This window comes from Curtobacterium sp. NPDC092190 (assembly GCF_044755625.1).
Classification (GTDB): domain Bacteria; phylum Actinomycetota; class Actinomycetes; order Actinomycetales; family Microbacteriaceae; genus Curtobacterium.
In genome coordinates, this window is record NZ_JBIVRJ010000009.1 from 1 (window position 1) to 17,004 (window position 17,004).

The window sequence follows — 17,004 nt, forward strand, 5'->3', positions numbered from 1 at the left end:
ACGTCCCCCCCCCCCTCCGCGTGGGCGCCCCCCGGCGGCCCCCCCCCCCCCCCCGGGGCGGGCGGGGGGGGGGGGGCGCGCCGGGGGGGGGGGGGTGGGGGGGGGGGGGGGGGGGGGGGGGGCCCCGCCCCCCCCCCCCCCCGCCTCCAGACCGTGGTCGCGTCAGCGACTCACTTGCTCCACTTCCACTGGGCCGGGTGGAAGTTGGCGAGCGAGTCCTGGTCGAACCCGGTCAGGCCCTGCTTGACGACCGAGATCTGGTAGTCCGGGCTCGGCAGCCAGATGACGGGCAGGTCCTTCGCGACCGCGGCGCTGTAGTCCTGCACCGTGGTCGGGTCGGTCGAGGTGGTGGTCGCGTCGATCAGGGAGTCGACCTCCTTGTTCGAGTACGAGCCGAAGTTCGCCGAACCGCCGGTCTGGAAGAGCGACTCCCCGGTCGGGTAGGCCGGGAAGTACCAGCTGCCGGCGGTGCCGAAGAAGGAGAGGTCCCAGTCGCAGGACGCCTCGTCGCTCGTGCAGGTGGGCGTCTGCGACAGCACGCTCGAGACGGGCGCGGTCTTGATCGTGAAGCCGATACCGGTCTTCGCGAGCGACGACTGGATCGCGCTCATCATGTTGTCCGTGACCGTGGAGCCGGACTGCGAGAGCACCTGCATGGTGAACTTCGTGCCCTTCGCCACTCCGTCGCCGCACTGATCCGCCGAGGTGCCCGGGTCCGTGCAGACCATGGTGTCGCCCTGCTTCGTCCAACCGTGGCTGGTGAGCAGTTCCTTCGCCTTCGCGGTGCTGAACGGGTACGGGTTGCTCTTCTGCACCTCGGACACGAAGTCGGACTCCTGCGCCTGCGGGACGGGACCGTAGGTCGAGGTGGCGGTGCCGTTGAACACGACCTTCGACAGCGCGGTCTGGTCGATCGACATCTGCACGGCCTGACGGGCGTACAGCTGCTTGAAGACCGCACCCATCGTCGGGTTGTTGAAGTTGTACGGCATGTACGTGATCGCCCAACCGGTCCATGGCTCGACCTCGTAGCCCTTGCCCGTGAACGAGTCCTCCTGGTCCATGTCGGTGGCGTTGATGTAGCCGTAGTCCACCTCGCCCGACCGCACCGCGTTGACCTCGGCGTCCGCGGTCGTGAACGGCAGCAGGTTGACGGTCCCGATCTGCGCCTTCTCGCCACCGTCGTACTTCGTGTTCGCCGTCAGGGTGACCTTGCCGGCGGTGGTGAACGCCTCGACGCCGTACGGGCCGGAGATGGTCTTCCACAGGTCGTCGGACGCGTAGTCGGCGATCTTGCCCGCGGCGGTGTTGAGGTACTTCCAGACCTGCTTCGCGCCGTCGGTGCTCTCGTCGGCGTCGCTCACCTCGGCGCTCGCGCTCGTCTTGTCCCAGGCGTGCTGCGGCAGCGGGATGATGTGGCTGAGCTGGTTCGCGAGCATCCAGTCCGGGTTGTACGCCTTGTCGAAGGTGATCGTGAAGTGCGTGTCGTCGACCGTCGTGAACGAGGTCCAGTTGTCCGGCGCCTTGCCCGCGGAGTAGGAACCCCACTGGTCCTTGTTCGCCTTGATCAGGTTGAACCAGAACGCGACGTCGCGGCTCGTGATCGGCTTGCCGTCCGACCAGTGCCGGTCGCCGAGCGTCATCGTGACACTCGTGCCGTCCTTCGCGAAGTCCGCCGCGGTCGCCACCGAGCCCGCCTTGTTCCAGGCGATCTTGCCCGTGGAGCCGTCGTAGGCGACGAGGGGTTCGTACAACGACTGCGCGATCGAGCCGTTGTTGGTGTTGAGGTGCGCCGCGGTGCCGATCGGCAGGATCCAGTTCGGCGTGAAGTTGGCGGGGAGCGCGTAGTTGATCTCATCGGATCCGGACGCGGTGGAGGCGTTGCCGCCGCCGGAGCATCCGGCGAGCAGGGCGCTCACGGCGATCGCGGCTCCGGTGAGGAGCGCCCAGCGACGGGGCTTGGACATGCGGTGTCTCCTTGTGTGAGGAACGTCGGGAGGGTGGTGCACGGGTGCCGGCGGCACGGGGACAGTCAAGGACCAGGCGCATTGGAAAAACAAACATCTCCGTGTAAATAGTGTGTTTCTGCGGATTGCACGAAAGCGTCCTCCGCGCGGAGCGCCCGTATCGTCGCGGTGGACAGGGGCAGATCACCGCTGCCCGTCGAGATTGGAGAAAGTCGTGCCGGACCTCAGCGCTCGCGTCCTCGAGCTCGTGGCCACGGGGCAGGCGTCGAGTCGCACCGAGATCGCCGAGCTCCTCGCCGCCGCGCCCTCGACGGTGTCGCACGTCGTCGGACAGCTGCTGCGGCACGGGCTCCTCGCGGAGGAGGGCACCGACGTCTCCACGGGCGGGCGCCCGCGCAAGGTGCTCCGCATCGGCGGTACCGACGAGTACGCCGTCGCGGCGGACGTCGGTGGCGAACACGTGCGCATCGGTGTGGTGCTGCCGGGAGGCGCACTCGAGTCCGTCGCAACGGTCCCCTTCGCGCTCGCCGACGGCCCGACCGCCGGACTCGGCCGCCTGGCGGGCCTGCTCGAACAGCTCGCGGACGACCGTGGCCGCGACGGCCTCCGCGGCGTCGGTGTCAGCCTCCCCGGGCCGGTGGACGTCGAGGCCGGTGTCGTCGACCTGCCGAGCCGGATGCCCGGCTGGAACGGGTTCCCCGTGGTCGACTGGCTCTCCGAGCGCTTCGGCCTGGCCGCCGTCGTGGACAACGACGCGAACTGCATGGCCGCGGGTGAGCAGACCGTGCGGGACCCGTCCCGCCGGCAGACCATCACCATCAAGGCCGGGTCCGCCATCGGTGCGGGCATCGTGATCGACGGCCGCCTCTACCGCGGCTCGACCGGGTCCGCGGGCGACATCACGCACGTCCGGATCGATGCGGCCGGGGACACCCCGTGCTCGTGCGGCAACACCGGATGCCTGGAGACCGTCGCGTCCGGCGCCGCCCTGGTCCGGGTCCTGTCGTCCGCGGGGGTCGACGTGACCTCGACCGCGGACGTCGTCCGGCTCGCCTCGGACGCGCACCCGGAGACCACCCGCGCGGTGCGGATGGCCGGCCGCTACCTGGGCGAGGTCCTGGCAGCGAACGTCAACTTCTTCAACCCTGACGCCGTGTACCTCGGCGGCATCCTGTCGACCCTCGACCCGTTCATCGCCGCCGTGCGGAGCCAGCTGTACGAGAGCTGCCACCCGCTCATGACCCAGCACCTCGCGATCGAACCGGTGTCGCTCGGCGCGGACGCCGGGCTCGTCGGAGCGGGGCAGTTCGCCCTGCAACGCGGACTCGCGGCATCGCTCGAGGCGCTGTCCGCCCCCATCCCGCAGTCCGCCACCAGGAACAGGAGCACCCGTGTCTGAGACCCCCGCCCGCCGTCGCCCGGTGATCGCGATCGCCGGACTCGCGATCGAGACCTCGACCTTCACGCCCACCCGGACCCTCGCGCCCGCCTTCCACCCGGACCGCGGTGACGAGGTCGTGGCGCGGTACCCGTTCCTGGCGTCGTACGCGGACTCAGCCGACTTCCGCGGGGCGCTCATCGGCCACGCACTGCCCGGCGGGGTCGTCACCCGGCAGGCCTACGAGGAACTCGCCGACGAGATCGTCGCGCGCCTGACGGCGATCGGGCCGGTCGACGGCCTCTGGTACGACATCCACGGCGCGATGGTGGTCGAGGGGCTCGACGACGCCGAGACCGACCTGCTCGGCCGCATCCGCGCGGTCGTCGGGCCGGACGTCATCGTGTCGGCATCGATGGACCTGCACGGCAACGTCACGCGGGAACTCGCGCACCAGGTGGACCTCGTCACCTGCTACCGCATGGCCCCGCACGAGGACGCCCTCGAGACGAAGGAGCGCGCGGTCCGGAACCTGGTCGACGTGCTCACCACGAGGCCCGTCGGAGCGCGACGACCCGTGAAGGCGTGGGTCCCGATCCCGGTGCTGCTCCCGGGCGAGCAGACCTCCACGCGCATCGAGCCCGCGGCATCGATCTACGGGCAGGTACCGGAGGTCGAGCAGGAGGACGGCGTCCTCGACGCGGCGATCTGGGTCGGGTACGCCTGGGCCGACCAGCCCCGCGACCGTGCCGTCACCGTCGTCACCGGGTGGGACCGCGACGTCGTGGCCGCGGGCGCCGAGCGCCTGGCCCGAGCGTTCTGGGACGCCCGCGAGGACTTCGTGTTCGTGGCACCGACGGGCTCCTTCGACGAGTGCCTCGCCGCCGCCCTCGCACCCGGGACCGCGCGTCCGTTCTTCGTGTCGGACTCCGGTGACAACCCGACCGCCGGCGGTTCCGGTGACATGACCTGGGGTCTCACGCAGGTGCTCGCACACCCGGCCTTCGCCACCCCTGACGGCCCCACCGTCATCTACGCGAGCGTCCCCGGCCCGGCCGCCGTCGCCGAGGCGGTCGCGGCCGGGGTCGGTGCGACCGTGACGGTGACGGCGGGCGCCGAGGTCGACGACGTGCACGCGGGGCCGATCACGATGACCGGCCGGGTGCACGCGGTCGAGCACGGCGACCGGGACGCCGAGACCGAGGTCGTGCTGCAGGTCGGCAGCGTCTTCGCGATCCTGACGACGCTCCGCAAGCCGTACCACCACGAGCACGACTTCACCGATCTCGACCTCGACCCGCGTCGGGCCGACGTCGTCGTCGTGAAGATCGGCTACCTCGAGCCGGAACTCTTCGACATGGCGGCCGACTGGATGCTGGCGCTCACTCCGGGAGGGGTCGACCAGGACCTGCTCCGCCTCGGGCACCACCGGATCGAGCGGCCGCTGTTCCCCTACGATCGGGAGTTCGCGACGCCGCCGGACCTGTCCGCGCGCATCGTGCCGCCGTCGAACGAACCCCTCGGAGCCGCCTGATGACCGTCGCCCTCGAGATCGCCGTGACGTCGCCCGCCGGGGCCCTGGTCGCCCGTGACGGGGGCGCCGACCGGGTCGAGCTCTGCATCGGCCTGGAGCTGGGCGGCCTGACGCCCTCGCAGGCCCTGGTCGAGGCCACGCACGAGACCGGGATCCCGGCGCACGCCCTGGTGCGCTGCCGCCCCGGGGGCTTCACGTACGACGACGACGAGCTCGCGCTCATGGAGCGGGAGGTCCGCACGGTCCTGCGCTCGGGAGCGGCCGGGGTGGTGGTCGGTGCCCTGCGCCCGGACCGGACCCTCGACGAGGACGCCCTCCGCCGCTTCGTGGCCGCCACCCGCTCGGTCTCCGCGCACGCCGAGGTCACCCTGCACCGCGCGGTCGACCACGCCGCCGACCCGGTCGCGACGGTCGCGCGGCTCGCCGACCTCGGCGTCACGCGGGTGCTGACCTCCGGCGGCGCCGCGAGCGCTCCGGCGGGAGCGACGACGATCGCGCGCATGGTCGACGCCGCCGGGCCCGTGCAGGTGATGGCGGGGGCCGGGGTCCACGCGCGGGACATCGGAGCACTGGTCGCGACCGGGGTCGCCGCGGTGCACCTCTCCGCCAAGCGGTCGGTCGCGGGCGGTCACGACGGCGTCCCGATGGGCAGCGGCGACGACGGTTCCGGCCACACCGTCACGGACGCGGCGGTGGTGGCAGCAGCGCGGACTGCCCTCGATCAGTCGGCCTGACGGCGGTCCCGGCGGAGCCGTCAGCCCAGGGCCACGACCCGGTCCGCAGCGGCGATCGCGACCGGGTCGTGCGCCGCGTGGACGACGACGACACCCGCGGCGGCCTCCGCGGCGAGCGCCGCCGTCACGAGGGCCGCGGACGCCGCGTCGACGCCCGCCGTCGGCTCGTCGACGAGCAGGACCGGCGCGCGCTGCGCGAGACCGAGGGCGACGAGCGTGCGCTGCCGCTGCCCGCCGGACAGCTCGTCGAGCGGCCGGTCGGCGAGGTCGGCGATGCCCATCCGGTCCAGCTGCGCGTCGACCACCGCGTGGTCCGCCCGTCCGGGCGGTCGCCACCAGGGCCGTGCCCGCCACCGCCCCATCGCGACGGTCGACCGCACGGTCAGCGGGAGCGCGGACGGCGGGACCGCCTGGGTCACGTACGCGACACCGCCGGACGGGAGGCCCGACACGCCTCCGCCGACGGGCGTCACCATTCCGGCGAGCGCGTCGAGCAGCGTCGACTTGCCGGATCCGTTGGGTCCGGTGAGCGCCGTGACGGCTCCGGCGGGGAACGTCGCGTCGAGACCGTCGAGCACCGTCCGGTCACCGCGTCGGACGACGAGGTGCGTGACCTCGAGGGCAGGGGGAAGCGCGGTGGTGAGCACCTGAGCACGCTATCAGTATCGATAGTCGTTTTCATGTAGCGTTTCCCAGCGTGACCTGGCTGACCGACCCGTTCTCCGTCGACTTCATGCTGCGCGCCCTCGTCGGCGGCACCCTGGCGGCGGTCCTCTGCGCGGTCGTCGGCACGTGGGTGCTCGTACGGGGCATGGCGTTCCTCGGCGAGGCACTCGCACACGGCATGCTCCCGGGCGTCGCGGTCGCCACCCTCACCGGGATCCCCGCCGTGCTCGGAGCCGCCGTGAGCGCGGGCGTGATGGTGGTCGGCGTCGGCGCACTCCGTCGTCGCGCCCGGCTGTCGTACGACACCTCGATCGGGCTGCTGTTCGTCGGCATGCTCGCCCTCGGGGTCATCATCGTGTCCTCGTCTCGGTCCTTCGCCACCGACGTCACCGCGATCCTGTTCGGGGACGTCCTCGCCGTGACCCGGACCGACCTCGGCGGGCTCGCCGTCGCGGTCGCCGTCGCACTCGTCCTCGCCGCGGCGTTCCACCGGCCCTTCACCGCGGCCGCCTTCGACGTCCGGAAGGCGGCGACGCTCGGCCTCCGCCCCCGACTGGCCGAGGTCGTGCTCGTCGGGCTCGTCACGCTCGCGGTCGTCGCGTCCTACCGCGCGGTCGGGACGCTCCTGGTCGTCGGGCTCCTGCTCGCGCCCGCTGCCGCAGCCCGGGCCTGGACCCGGCAGGTCGGCTCGACCATGCTCCTCGCCGCGGTGATCGGCAGCGCCGCCGTCACCACCGGCCTGCTCGTCTCCTGGCACGCGGGAACCGCCGCCGGCGCGAGCATCGCGGCGGTCGCCGTCGCGGGCGTCGCCGTCTCCCGCGGCCTCGTCGCCCTGCTGCCGCACCGGGGGCGGCGGACGAACACGACCACACCAGCACCAGCACCAGCACCACGAGAGGGAGCATGACGAACCCCACCATCACCACCACGACCCGTCGCGTCGCGGCGCGACGCCTGACCACCGCAGCGGTGGCCGCCGGACTCGCGCTCGGCCTGACCGCCTGCTCGACCACGGGCACCACCGGACCGGCTGCCGACGACGCGACCGGCACGGCGAAGCCCCACGGCTACGTCGAAGGCGCGAGCGAGGCGCAGGAGCCGCAGGTGCGCCTCCTGGCCGTGTCCGCCGCCGGCGAGACGGCGGTGCACGACCTGCTGAGCGGCGAGACCACGGCGCTCGACGACGTCGAGGCGCCGGAGCACTCCGCGACCGACGGGCGGTTCCTCGTCAGCAGCACCGAGGACCGCACCACGATCGTCGACGGCGGTTCGTGGACCGTCGACCACGGCGACCACACGCACTACTACGCGGCCGAACCGCGCGTGGTGGGCTCGATCGACGGCGGCGGGCCCGTCGAGGTGCACTCGTCGGAGACGATGACGACCATCACCTGGCCGGAGCGTGGCGAGGGTGTCGTCCTCGACCGGGCCGCACTCGGACAGGGTGACGTCGAGGAGACCGTCCGGATCGACGCGACCGTCCTGCTGCCGTTCGGCGAGCAGCTGGTCGCGGGCACCGACGACGGCGTCCGGGTGCTCGACGCCGACGGCGAGCCGACCGGCGCCGAGGCCGCGTGCACCGACCCCGCGGGCGGCATCGTCACCCGGGCCGGCGCCGTGGTCGGCTGCTCGGACGGGGCGGTCGTCCTCGGCGAGGACGGCGAGACCACCACCGTCGCACTGCCCGACGGGGCCGCACGCCCGACGGCGTTCGCCGCCCGCGCGGGTCGACCGACGGTCGCCGGGCTCGCCGGTGACCGGGGCGCGTGGCTGCTCGACAGCCGCGAGGGCACCTGGCGACTCGTGGAGACCGAACGACCCCTGCGCGCCGTGACGGCCGTCGACGACGAGGACGAGCACGTCGTCGGTGTGGACGACCAGGGTCGTGTCGTGGTGATCGCGGCGACGACGGGCGCGGTCGCCAGGACCGAACCGCTGCTCGACCCCGGCGAGCAGCCGCTCCTGCAGCTCGACGCCCAGCGCGCCTACGTCGCCGACGCCTCCGGGCAGCAGGTGCACGAGATCGACTTCGCGGACGGTGCACGCCTCGCGCGGTCGATCGACCTGGCCGCGGCGCCCGTCGCGTTCGCCGAGGTCGGACTGTGACCCGCCGGTTCCGCGCCAGCGCCGCGCTGGCCGTGGCCGCCGGACTGGTCGCGGTGACGGCGGGGTGCTCGTCCGCCGGGTCGGACCGCCCGGTCGTCGCGGTGACGACGAACATCCTCGGCGACGTCGTCACCGAGGTGGTCGGGGACGCGGCCGACGTGATGGTCCTCATGCCGGCGGGTGCCGACCCGCACTCGTTCGAGGTCTCCGCGCAGGAGGCCGCCCGGCTCCGGAGCGCCGACCTCGTCGTCGAGAACGGGCTCGGGCTCGAGGAGGGCGTCGCCCGGCACGTGGAGGCCGCCGCCTCCGACGGTGTCCCGGTGTTCACGGCCGGCGAGCACGTCGACGCGCTCGAGTGGACGACGGAGGACGACAGCGGCCCCGATCCGCACCTCTGGACCGACCCCGCACGCATGGTCGACGTCGTCGAGGCCCTCGACGACGCCCTGCGGGACGCGGGCGTCGAGCCGAGCGGGACCGACGCGTACCTCGACGAGCTGGCCACGCTCGACACGGACATGTCCGACGCGTTCGCGGGCATCCCGGAGGACCGACGGGCACTCGTGACGAACCACCACGTGTTCGGGTACCTGGCGGACCGGTACGACTTCCGGGTCGTCGGCGCCGTCATCCCGAGCGGGACCACCCTGGCATCGCCGAGCGCGGCGGACCTGCGCGACCTCGCGTCGGCGATCGACGAGGCGGGCGTCCCGACGATCTTCGCCGACCTCTCGCAGCCCGCACGGCTGGCCGAGGTGCTGGCGGACGAGGTGGACGTGCACGTGGCGATCCGTCCGCTCGCCACCGAGTCGCTGACCGAGGACGGTGTCGCCTCGACCTACCTCGGGATGATGCGGTCGAACACGGCGGCGATCGTCGACGGCCTGTCGGTTTCTAATTGAGAATGAGAATCAGTACAGTGAACGGCATGACAACTCTGCGCACCACGCTCGCGCCCGCAGCCCTGCTCGGCGCCGCGGCCCTCGTCCTCACCGGCTGCTCGACGGGCCCCGCCGACGCGGAGGCCGAGGGCACCCGCACCACGGAGGCCGCATCCGCCGAGGGCGACCGCATCGTCCTCACGTACGACGGCGGCCTGCTCACCCTCGACCAGGACCTGCGGGTCGTCGCCGACGACAGCATCGACGGCTTCACCCGCGTGAACCCCGCCGGGGACGGCCGCCACGTGCTCGTCACGGTGCCCGAGGGCTTCCGGGTCCTCGACACCGCCGCAGACCCGGCCCTGACCGACGCCGTCTTCCCGGCCGACACCGGCGGCCACGCGGTCGTGCACGGCGAGAAGACCGCGCTCTTCGCGGACGGCAGCGGTGACGTCACGGTGTTCGAGCACGACGACCTCGACGGCGCCACGCTGCCCGAGGTGGAGACCACGGAGTCCGAGGCGGCACACCACGGCGTCGCGATCGTGCTCGAGGACGGCACGCTCCTCAGCACGATCGGCACCGAGGAGGAGCGCACCGGCGTCCGCGCCCTCGACGAGGACGGCACCGAGCTCGCCCACTCGGAGGAGTGCCCGAACGTGCACGGCGAGGGAGCGGTGCAGGGCGAGGTCGCGGTCTTCGGCTGCACCGACGGCGCCCTCGTCTACCAGGACGGCGCCTTCGCGAAGATCGACGCCCCGACCGAGTACGGCCGCACCGGCAACCTGTTCACCACCGAGGACTCGTCCGTGGCCGTCGGTGACTACAACGACGACCCGGACAGCGAGGGCTACCTGCTCGACCAGGTCGCACTCATCGACGCCGCGTCGGGCGAGTACCGCGTGGCCGACATGCCCGAGGGTGTGGGCTTCACCTTCCGCGACATCGCGCGTGGTCCCGGTGACGAAGCCGTGATCCTCGGCTCCGACGGCGCCCTGCACACCTTCGACGAGCAGACGGGCGAGCCGATCGACACGTTCGACGTCCTCGACGCCTGGGAGGGTCCGACCGAGTGGCAGGACGCCCACCCCGCACTGAAGGTCGCGGGTGACGTCGCGTACGTGACCGACCCGACCGAGCGGAAGATCCACGCGGTGGACCTCACCACCGGGGAGGTCGTCGCGTCGAGCGACGAGCTGCCGGGCGTCCCCAACGAGATCGCGGTCGCCTGACGGCCGACGTCACCACCCGACGGACGGGAGGCGCGGTACCGGCTGGCACCGCGCCTCCCGTCCGTCCGTCGGTCGCGGCTCAACCGACCGCCGGTCGCCACATCGAGACCGGAGCGGCCGCCCGGAAGCCGGTGATCGGCGCACCGTCCCCGAAGCCGTGGCGACGGTAGAGCCGGCGGTTCTGCGGCGTCGAGGACTCGAGGTACGCGTGCTGCGCGAGGGCGTCGACCCGGCGCAGCGCGTGGTCGAGCAGGAGCCCGCCGACCCCCTGACCTCGGGCCGCGGCAGCGACACCGATCTCGGCGAGGTACCAGTGCGGCGCATCGGGGCGGGCGCGGTCCATCCGTCGGAGGTGCCGCAGCGCGCGGAGGGCACCGCCGGTCCCGAGGACCCGGAGGAGTGCCGGGACCTGCCGGACGAACGCCAGCGTGCCGCCGACGTGCGGCCGAGGCGCCTGCCAGAACGCGGCGCCGAGCAGCCGGCCCTCGTCGACCGCGACGTCGAGCGCCCGGGCGCGTTCGGGGACGGCCCGGACGAGCGCGGCGAAGAGGGCGCCGAGCACGACGACCCGGTCCTCGCCCGGACGCGGCGGTCGGACCTCACCGAGGACGGGGTCGGCGGCGAAGGCCTCGGCGAGCACGGTCGCGGCGGCGGGCACCTCGGACGGGGATGCGGGACGGACGGTGATCGACACGGGGACTCCTCCACTTTCGGCCAGCTGGCCAGATCAGCTTGCCGACCACTCCTGCGGACGCCCCGTACGCTTCCTGTGATGACACAGGACCAGCAGACGCGGTCGTACCGCCCCCGAGGGGAACGGCGTGACGAGCTCCTCGACGCGGCTGCCCTCGTCGTGCGCGACCACGGGGTGACCGGCCTCACCACGCGGGCGGTCGCCGAGCGTGCCGGCGTGGCGCACGGAGTGGTGCACTACGTCTTCGGCGCGCGGTGGAACCTGGTGGTCGCGCTCCTCGAACGCCAGGCACGGGACGTCCTCCCCCGCGTGCTCGCCGCTGCCGATGCGCGGCACGACCTCGCCGACGCGATCGATGCCGGAGTGGCCGCGTACCTGGACCTGGTGCGCCGGGAGCCCGAACGCTTCCGCCTCCTCGAGGCCGTCAGCGGCACCGCCCTCGACGGTGACGACGCACTCGTCGCCGCCGAGCGAGCCCTCTGGCGCGACGGGGTGGCGGCCGGCATCACCCGCTGGACCGCGCGGCACGGAGTCGAGCTCGCCGAACCGACCGCGGTGGCGGCGGAGGCGGTGCTCGCCCTGGTCGACGGCCTCGGGCGCGCGGCGTGGGGTGACCCGGACGGCACGTCGACCGATCGCGCACGCGCGGTGCTCGTCCGCGGCCTGGCGCACGCGCTCACCCGCTGAGCACCGGCGGGCCGGGTGGACGAACTCGCTCGCGATCAGCGCCAGGTCCGCGCGACCACCCAGCCGTCGCCCTCGGGGACGATGTCGACGACGACGGCGTCCCCCTCGGCGCTGACCTGGAAGCGCCACCCCACCGTGCGCTCCGGCGCGTGGGTCATCGCCGACGGCAAGAACTCCGCCGTCGCGGTCAGTCGCGTCGGACTGTCGCTCACCCGCCAGCGTCGGTCCCGCCACACCATCCGGTCCGGCACCCCGCGCTCCCACCACACCGTGGCGACCTCGTGCGTCAACATCATCCCGACCTCCCGATTCGAACGTGTGTTCGAATGGTAGGCGATCGCAGGACGACACGCACGTGCGGGGTCGACGGGTGCGCACCGCGTCCACCGACGTCGTCACCGCCGGCCCGTCGTGGCTCAGCCGCGCTCGGCAGTCTGCGTGGCGAGCATCCCGAGGAGCGCGAGGGCATCGGCGTCGGCGGATCCCGGCGCCGCGGTGTAGAGCACGAGGAACTGGTCGCCGTCGACGAGCGCGAGGCTGTCGCAGTCGACCGTGACCGGCCCGACCGACGGGTGGTGGAAGGTCTTCGTGAGCACCGGAGCCGGCTGCACGTCGTGTCGTGACCAGAGCCGCGCGAACTCCGCGTTCCCCGTCCGGAGCTCGTCGACGAGCGTGATCACCTCCACGTCCGTCGGGTGCTGCGCGAGCGTCGTCCGCAGCTGCATCACCACCTGGTGCCGGAACTCGGCGCCGTCGGAGATGCCGTACGGCGGCTCGGACGCCCCGCCCGTCCCGCCGACGGGGAAGGCCTGCCGGGCGAGGTTGCGGCCCCGACGGTCCCGCAGGGCGAAGTCCTCCAGGAGCGCGGCGGCCAGGGGGTTCCACGCGAGGACCTCGAAGTCGGCGGCGAGCACGATCGCAGCGGTCAGCGGCAGACGGTCGACGACCGCCAGGATGCTCGGCCGCACCTGACGCCGGATGCTCGCGGTCCGTGTCCGGGCGGTCCCGGCGAGCAGGTGGAGGTGGTCGGACTCGGCGTCGGTGAGGCGCAGCGTCCCCGCGATGCCGGCCAGCACCTCGGCGGAGGGCCGAGGGGCTCGTGCCTGCTCGAGCCGGACGTAGTACTCGGTGGAGATGTGGGCGAGGACGGCGACCTCCTCGCGGCGCAGCCCGGGTGTGCGCCGGCGGGTCCCCGACGGGAGCCCGACGTCCTCCGGCCGCAACCGCTCGCGCCGTGCGCGGAGGAACGCGGCCAGCTCCTGCTTGTCCATGTCCCGATCCTCCCCCCGCGGGCACGTCGCGTCCTGGTACCGGGTGTACCTGGCTGCGCGGCCACCGCGGGACGGACGCTGACGGCATGAACGATCACACCACCACCCGTCCGAACGGCCTGCTCACCGGCAAGGTCGTGTTCGTCTCCGGCGCCAGCCGCGGCATCGGTGCCGCCGCCGCCCGGCTCTTCGCCGACGAGGGCGCCGCAGTCGTCCTCGCCGCGCGGAGCACCGGGTCCCTCGAGACCGTCGTCTCCGGGATCCGCGACGCCGGCGGCACCGCGGACGCCGTCGCGCTCGACCTCGCCGACCCGGCGAGCATCCGGGCCGCCGTCGACCGGGTCGACGAGCTGCACGGGCGACTCGACGGCGCCTTCAACAACGGAGCCGCGATCCAGCAGCCCGGCCCGCTGGACGCCACGAGCGACGAGGACATCGACACCCAGTTCGCGGTCAACTTCCGGGGCCACTGGGTCGCGATGACCGCCGAGGCCGCCCTGATGCGCCGCTCCGGCGGCGGGGCGATCGTGAACACGTCGAGCATCGGCAGCCGCCGGGCCAACCCCGCACTGCCGGCCTACGGGGCGATGAAGCGCGCCCTGAACAGCATCACCGAGACGGCAGCCGTGACGTGGGCGCCCGAGGGCATCCGGGTCAACGGCATCACCCCGGGTGGCACCGCGACGGACATGATCGCCGCGTGGGAGGCGGCGACCCCGGGGATCACGGAGCAGATCGACGCCTCGGTACCGCTCGGCAGGATGGCCCGCCCCGAGGAGGTCGCCGAGGTGGCGGCCTGGCTGCTCAGCGACCGGGCCTCGATGGTGACCGGAGCGAGCATCCCGGTGGACGGCGGCGCCGGGGCCTGACGCACCCGCGGTGGCGCCCGGCTGGACGTGGGCCGTCCGTGCACCGACGACCGGGGCGCACGATGGACCACGACCCGGGAACACGCGCCCGGGGTCGCCGGTTGCACCCGGTGATGCCGCAGCCAGCGGCAACGACGACGCCCAGGAGGCCAGCATGACCACGACCGAGACCGCCATCCTCGCCGGCGGGTGTTTCTGGGGAGCGCAGCAGCTCCTCCGCCGCCGACCCGGCGTCATCAGCACGCGCGTCGGCTACTCCGGCGGCGACACCCCGAACGCCACGTACCGGAACCACGGCGACCACGCCGAGGCCGTCGAGATCGTCTTCGACCCGTCGCAGATCTCCTACCGCGACCTGCTCGAGTTCTTCTTCCAGATCCACGACCCGTCCACGAAGGACCGGCAGGGCAACGACGTGGGTCGCAGCTACCGTTCGGCGATCTACTTCACGAACGACGAGCAGCGCCAGGTCGCACTCGACACCATCGCGGACGTCGACGCCTCCGGCATCTGGCCGGGCAAGGTCGTCACCGAGGTCGAGCCCGCTGGTGACTTCTGGGAGGCCGAGGAGGAGCACCAGGACTACCTCGAGAAGTACCCCGCCGGGTACACCTGCCACTTCGTGCGCCCGGGCTGGAAGCTCCCGCACCGCGACGAGGCGACCGCCACGGTCTGACGTGACGTCGTGACGACGTGACGGTCTGGAGGCGCGGTGCCAGCTGGCACCGCGCCTCCCGTCCGTCGTCGGTCCGGCATGTCCGGGGTACGTCACCGACCCGAGGACACAGTCGCCGACCACTACAAGTGGGAGCATGACCACTTCCTCCCGCACCCCGCTCGGCGTCACGCTCGTCGACGGGGGCGCCAACGTCGCGCTCTTCTCCAGCACCGCCGAGCGGGTCGAGTTCTGCCGCTTCGACGAGGACGGCACCGAGCACCGCACCGAGCTCCGCAACCGCACCGGCTACACGTTCCACGACGTCGTGCCGGACGTGACCGTCGGCACCCGCTACGGCTTCCGCGTGCACGGCGCCTGGGACCCGGCGAACGGCCTGCGCCACAACGCCGCGAAGCTCCTGCTCGACCCCTACGCGACCGCCGTCGACGGCTCGTACGAGTGGGGCCAGGCCCTCTTCGGCCACGACATGGAGGACCCCGAGCAGATCGACGAGACCGACTCGGCGAGCGCCATGCCGAAGTCCGTCGTCGCGGACCGCGAGTTCGACTGGGACGGCGACACGCTGCTCCACACCCCGTACCGCGACACCGTCGTCTACGAGGTGCACGTCAAGGGCTTCACGAAGCAGCACCCGGACGTGCCCGAGGAGATCCGCGGCACGTACGCGGGCCTGGCGCACCCGGCCGCGATCAAGCACCTGACCGACCTGGGCGTCACGGCCGTCGAACTGCTGCCGACGCACCAGTTCGTGCAGGACTCGACCCTGGCCGACAAGGGCCTCCGCAACTACTGGGGCTACAACAGCATCGGCTTCTTCGCCCCGCACGACGAGTACTCGTCCTCGGGCACGGCGGGCCAGCAGGTCACCGAGTTCAAGGAGATGGTCAAGGCCCTGCACGCCGCGGGGCTCGAGGTCATCATGGACGTCGTCTACAACCACACCGCCGAGGGCAACCACATGGGCCCGACGCTGTCCTTCAAGGGTATCGACAACCAGTCGTACTACCGCCTGGTCGAGGGTGACGAGGCGAACTACTTCGACACGACCGGCACGGGGAACTCGCTCAACGTGTCGCACCCGTCCGCACTCGGGCTCATCACGGACTCGCTCCGCTACTGGGTCGAGGAGATGCACGTCGACGGCTTCCGCTTCGACCTCGCGACGACGCTCACCCGCCAGGACGGCGAGGCCGAGAAGCACTCCGCGTTCCTCGACATCATCCACCAGGACCCGGTGCTCCGCGAGGTGAAGATGATCGCCGAGCCGTGGGACACCGCCGGCTACCAGGTGGGCGGGTTCCCGGCCGACTGGTCGGAGTGGAACGGCAAGTACCGCGACGACCTCCGCGCGTTCTGGCGCGGCGACGAGGGCACGCTCGGCGACGCCGTGCAGCGCACGCTCGGCTCCCCCGACGTGTACGAGGGCTCCCGTCGCTCCCCGCTCTGCTCGGTGAACTTCGTCACCGCGCACGACGGCTTCACGCTGGCCGACCTGACGATGTACGCCGAGAAGCACAACGAGGCCAACGGCGAGGACAACAACGACGGCGAGAGCAACAACACGTCCTTCAACGGCGGCATCGAGGGCCCGACCGACGACGGCGCGGTGAACGACTACCGCGACCGCCAGCGTCGGAACTTCCTCGGCACGCTCATGCTCTCCGCGGGCATCCCGATGATGCTCGGTGGCGACGAGATCGCCCGCTCGCAGGGCGGCAACAACAACGCGTACTGCCAGGACGACGAGATCTCGTGGTTCGACTGGGAGGCCGCCGACCAGGACCTGCTCGCCTTCACGACCGCGGCGATCGCGTTCCGCAAGCAGCACGAGGCGCTCCGCCCGCTCTGGTACCGCACGGCCCCCGGTGACTCGGAGTCGACGGTGCAGGTGCTCCGCGCGGACGCGCAGGGCTTCGAGGACGGCGACTGGGCCGACGCGGGCAACCGCGCGGTGATCCTGGTGCTGCAGCAGGGCGACGACACCGTCGCGGTGCTGCTGAACGCCTCGGGGACGACCGTCGAGTTCACGCTGCCCGAGAAGCCGGGCGGCGGCACGTGGTCGCTCGGCCTGTCGAGCGACCACGATCAGGCCGTCGAGGGCGACGCGACGACGCTGCTCGTGCGCGACGCGTCGTTCACCGCACTGGTCTAGTCCCCGGACGCACGGACACGAGGACGGGAGGCGCGGGGGCCCCGGGGCCCCCGCCCCCCCCCCCGGGGGGGGGGGGGGGGGGTGGGGGAACCCCGCGCCCGGCACAAAAACCCGCCCGCGGGGGGGGGTCCCCCCCGGCCCCCCCCCCGGCCCC

The 17,004-nt window shown here is 72.7% G+C and carries 16 protein-coding genes; 11 read left to right on the forward strand and 5 right to left on the reverse strand.

Annotation, left to right across the window (positions count from 1 at the left end):
* Positions 1–170 precede the first annotated feature (170 nt).
* A complete protein-coding gene (locus tag ACIQFY_RS15900) occupies positions 171–1,967 on the reverse strand; it encodes a peptide ABC transporter substrate-binding protein (protein ID WP_209684501.1) in 1,797 nt (598 codons plus the stop codon).
* 214 nt (positions 1,968–2,181) lie between these two features.
* Here ACIQFY_RS15900 and ACIQFY_RS15905 point away from each other — a divergent pair, with 214 nt between their 5' ends.
* From ACIQFY_RS15905 to ACIQFY_RS15915, 3 genes are read left to right on the forward strand one after another with little or no spacing between them, the layout of a single operon-like run.
* A complete protein-coding gene (locus ACIQFY_RS15905; RefSeq protein WP_209684502.1) occupies positions 2,182–3,366 on the forward strand; it encodes an ROK family protein in 1,185 nt (394 codons plus the stop codon).
* Positions 3,359–4,879, forward strand: a complete 1,521-nt coding sequence (locus tag ACIQFY_RS15910; RefSeq protein ID WP_400340894.1) for a M81 family metallopeptidase — start codon at positions 3,359–3,361, stop codon at positions 4,877–4,879. Before ACIQFY_RS15905 ends, ACIQFY_RS15910 begins: the two co-directional genes overlap by 8 nt.
* Positions 4,879–5,613, forward strand: coding sequence for a copper homeostasis protein CutC (locus ACIQFY_RS15915; RefSeq protein WP_400340896.1), 735 nt, complete (start codon positions 4,879–4,881; stop codon positions 5,611–5,613). The genes ACIQFY_RS15910 and ACIQFY_RS15915 overlap by 1 nt, the downstream gene beginning before the upstream one ends.
* A 20-nt stretch (positions 5,614–5,633) precedes the next feature.
* Here ACIQFY_RS15915 and ACIQFY_RS15920 read toward each other — a convergent pair whose 3' ends face one another.
* A complete protein-coding gene (locus tag ACIQFY_RS15920; protein WP_400340897.1) occupies positions 5,634–6,260 on the reverse strand; it encodes a metal ABC transporter ATP-binding protein in 627 nt (208 codons plus the stop codon).
* A 50-nt stretch (positions 6,261–6,310) separates the two neighbouring features.
* On the opposite strand from ACIQFY_RS15920, the gene aztB reads away from it, so the two are divergent.
* Genes aztB through ACIQFY_RS15940 form a run of 4 tightly spaced genes read left to right on the forward strand, consistent with a single transcriptional unit; the run spans position 6,311 to position 10,498 of the window.
* Complete coding sequence (gene aztB / locus ACIQFY_RS15925) at positions 6,311–7,186, forward strand: zinc ABC transporter permease AztB (RefSeq protein ID WP_400340899.1); 876 nt, start codon at positions 6,311–6,313, stop codon at positions 7,184–7,186.
* Positions 7,183–8,385 carry a hypothetical protein gene (locus ACIQFY_RS15930; RefSeq protein WP_066651545.1) on the forward strand — a complete coding sequence of 401 codons (1,203 nt, stop codon included), beginning with the start codon at positions 7,183–7,185 and terminating at the stop codon, positions 8,383–8,385. Before aztB ends, ACIQFY_RS15930 begins: the two co-directional genes overlap by 4 nt.
* Positions 8,382–9,287 carry a metal ABC transporter substrate-binding protein gene (locus ACIQFY_RS15935; RefSeq protein WP_066651544.1) on the forward strand — a complete coding sequence of 302 codons (906 nt, stop codon included), beginning with the start codon at positions 8,382–8,384 and terminating at the stop codon, positions 9,285–9,287. Before ACIQFY_RS15930 ends, ACIQFY_RS15935 begins: the two co-directional genes overlap by 4 nt.
* Before the next feature lie 26 nt (positions 9,288–9,313).
* Positions 9,314–10,498, forward strand: a complete 1,185-nt coding sequence (locus ACIQFY_RS15940; protein WP_066657621.1) for a hypothetical protein — start codon at positions 9,314–9,316, stop codon at positions 10,496–10,498.
* 79 nt (positions 10,499–10,577) lie between these two features.
* On the opposite strand, the gene ACIQFY_RS15945 is transcribed toward ACIQFY_RS15940, so the two are convergent.
* On the reverse strand, positions 10,578–11,192 hold the full coding sequence (locus tag ACIQFY_RS15945) for a GNAT family N-acetyltransferase (RefSeq protein WP_066651543.1): 615 nt from the start codon (positions 11,190–11,192) through the stop codon (positions 10,578–10,580).
* A gap of 78 nt (positions 11,193–11,270) precedes the next feature.
* Here ACIQFY_RS15945 and ACIQFY_RS15950 point away from each other — a divergent pair, with 78 nt between their 5' ends.
* Positions 11,271–11,879: a TetR/AcrR family transcriptional regulator gene (locus ACIQFY_RS15950; RefSeq protein ID WP_066651542.1), complete on the forward strand. Its 609-nt coding sequence runs from the start codon at positions 11,271–11,273 to the stop codon at positions 11,877–11,879.
* 35 nt (positions 11,880–11,914) lie between these two features.
* Here the strand turns inward: ACIQFY_RS15950 and ACIQFY_RS15955 are convergent, their stop codons facing one another.
* Complete coding sequence (locus ACIQFY_RS15955) at positions 11,915–12,175, reverse strand: hypothetical protein (protein WP_066651540.1); 261 nt, start codon at positions 12,173–12,175, stop codon at positions 11,915–11,917.
* Positions 12,176–12,295: 120 nt separating this feature from the next.
* Positions 12,296–13,150: a helix-turn-helix transcriptional regulator gene (locus ACIQFY_RS15960; RefSeq protein ID WP_400340902.1), complete on the reverse strand. Its 855-nt coding sequence runs from the start codon at positions 13,148–13,150 to the stop codon at positions 12,296–12,298.
* Positions 13,151–13,236: 86 nt separating this feature from the next.
* Between ACIQFY_RS15960 and ACIQFY_RS15965 the strand changes: the two genes are divergently transcribed.
* The 3 genes from ACIQFY_RS15965 (at position 13,237) to glgX (ending at position 16,850) form a co-directional block, all read left to right on the forward strand.
* Entirely contained in the window at positions 13,237–14,019 is a 783-nt protein-coding gene (locus ACIQFY_RS15965; protein WP_209684528.1) for an SDR family NAD(P)-dependent oxidoreductase, read from the forward strand.
* Between the two features lie 154 nt (positions 14,020–14,173).
* A complete protein-coding gene (gene msrA, locus ACIQFY_RS15970) occupies positions 14,174–14,695 on the forward strand; it encodes a peptide-methionine (S)-S-oxide reductase MsrA (protein WP_066651533.1) in 522 nt (173 codons plus the stop codon).
* Positions 14,696–14,831: 136 nt separating this feature from the next.
* Positions 14,832–16,850 (forward strand): glycogen debranching protein GlgX, encoded by a 2,019-nt coding sequence (gene glgX / locus ACIQFY_RS15975; protein WP_209684531.1) that lies wholly within the window; start codon positions 14,832–14,834, stop codon positions 16,848–16,850.
* The last annotated feature ends 154 nt before the right edge of the window (positions 16,851–17,004 follow it).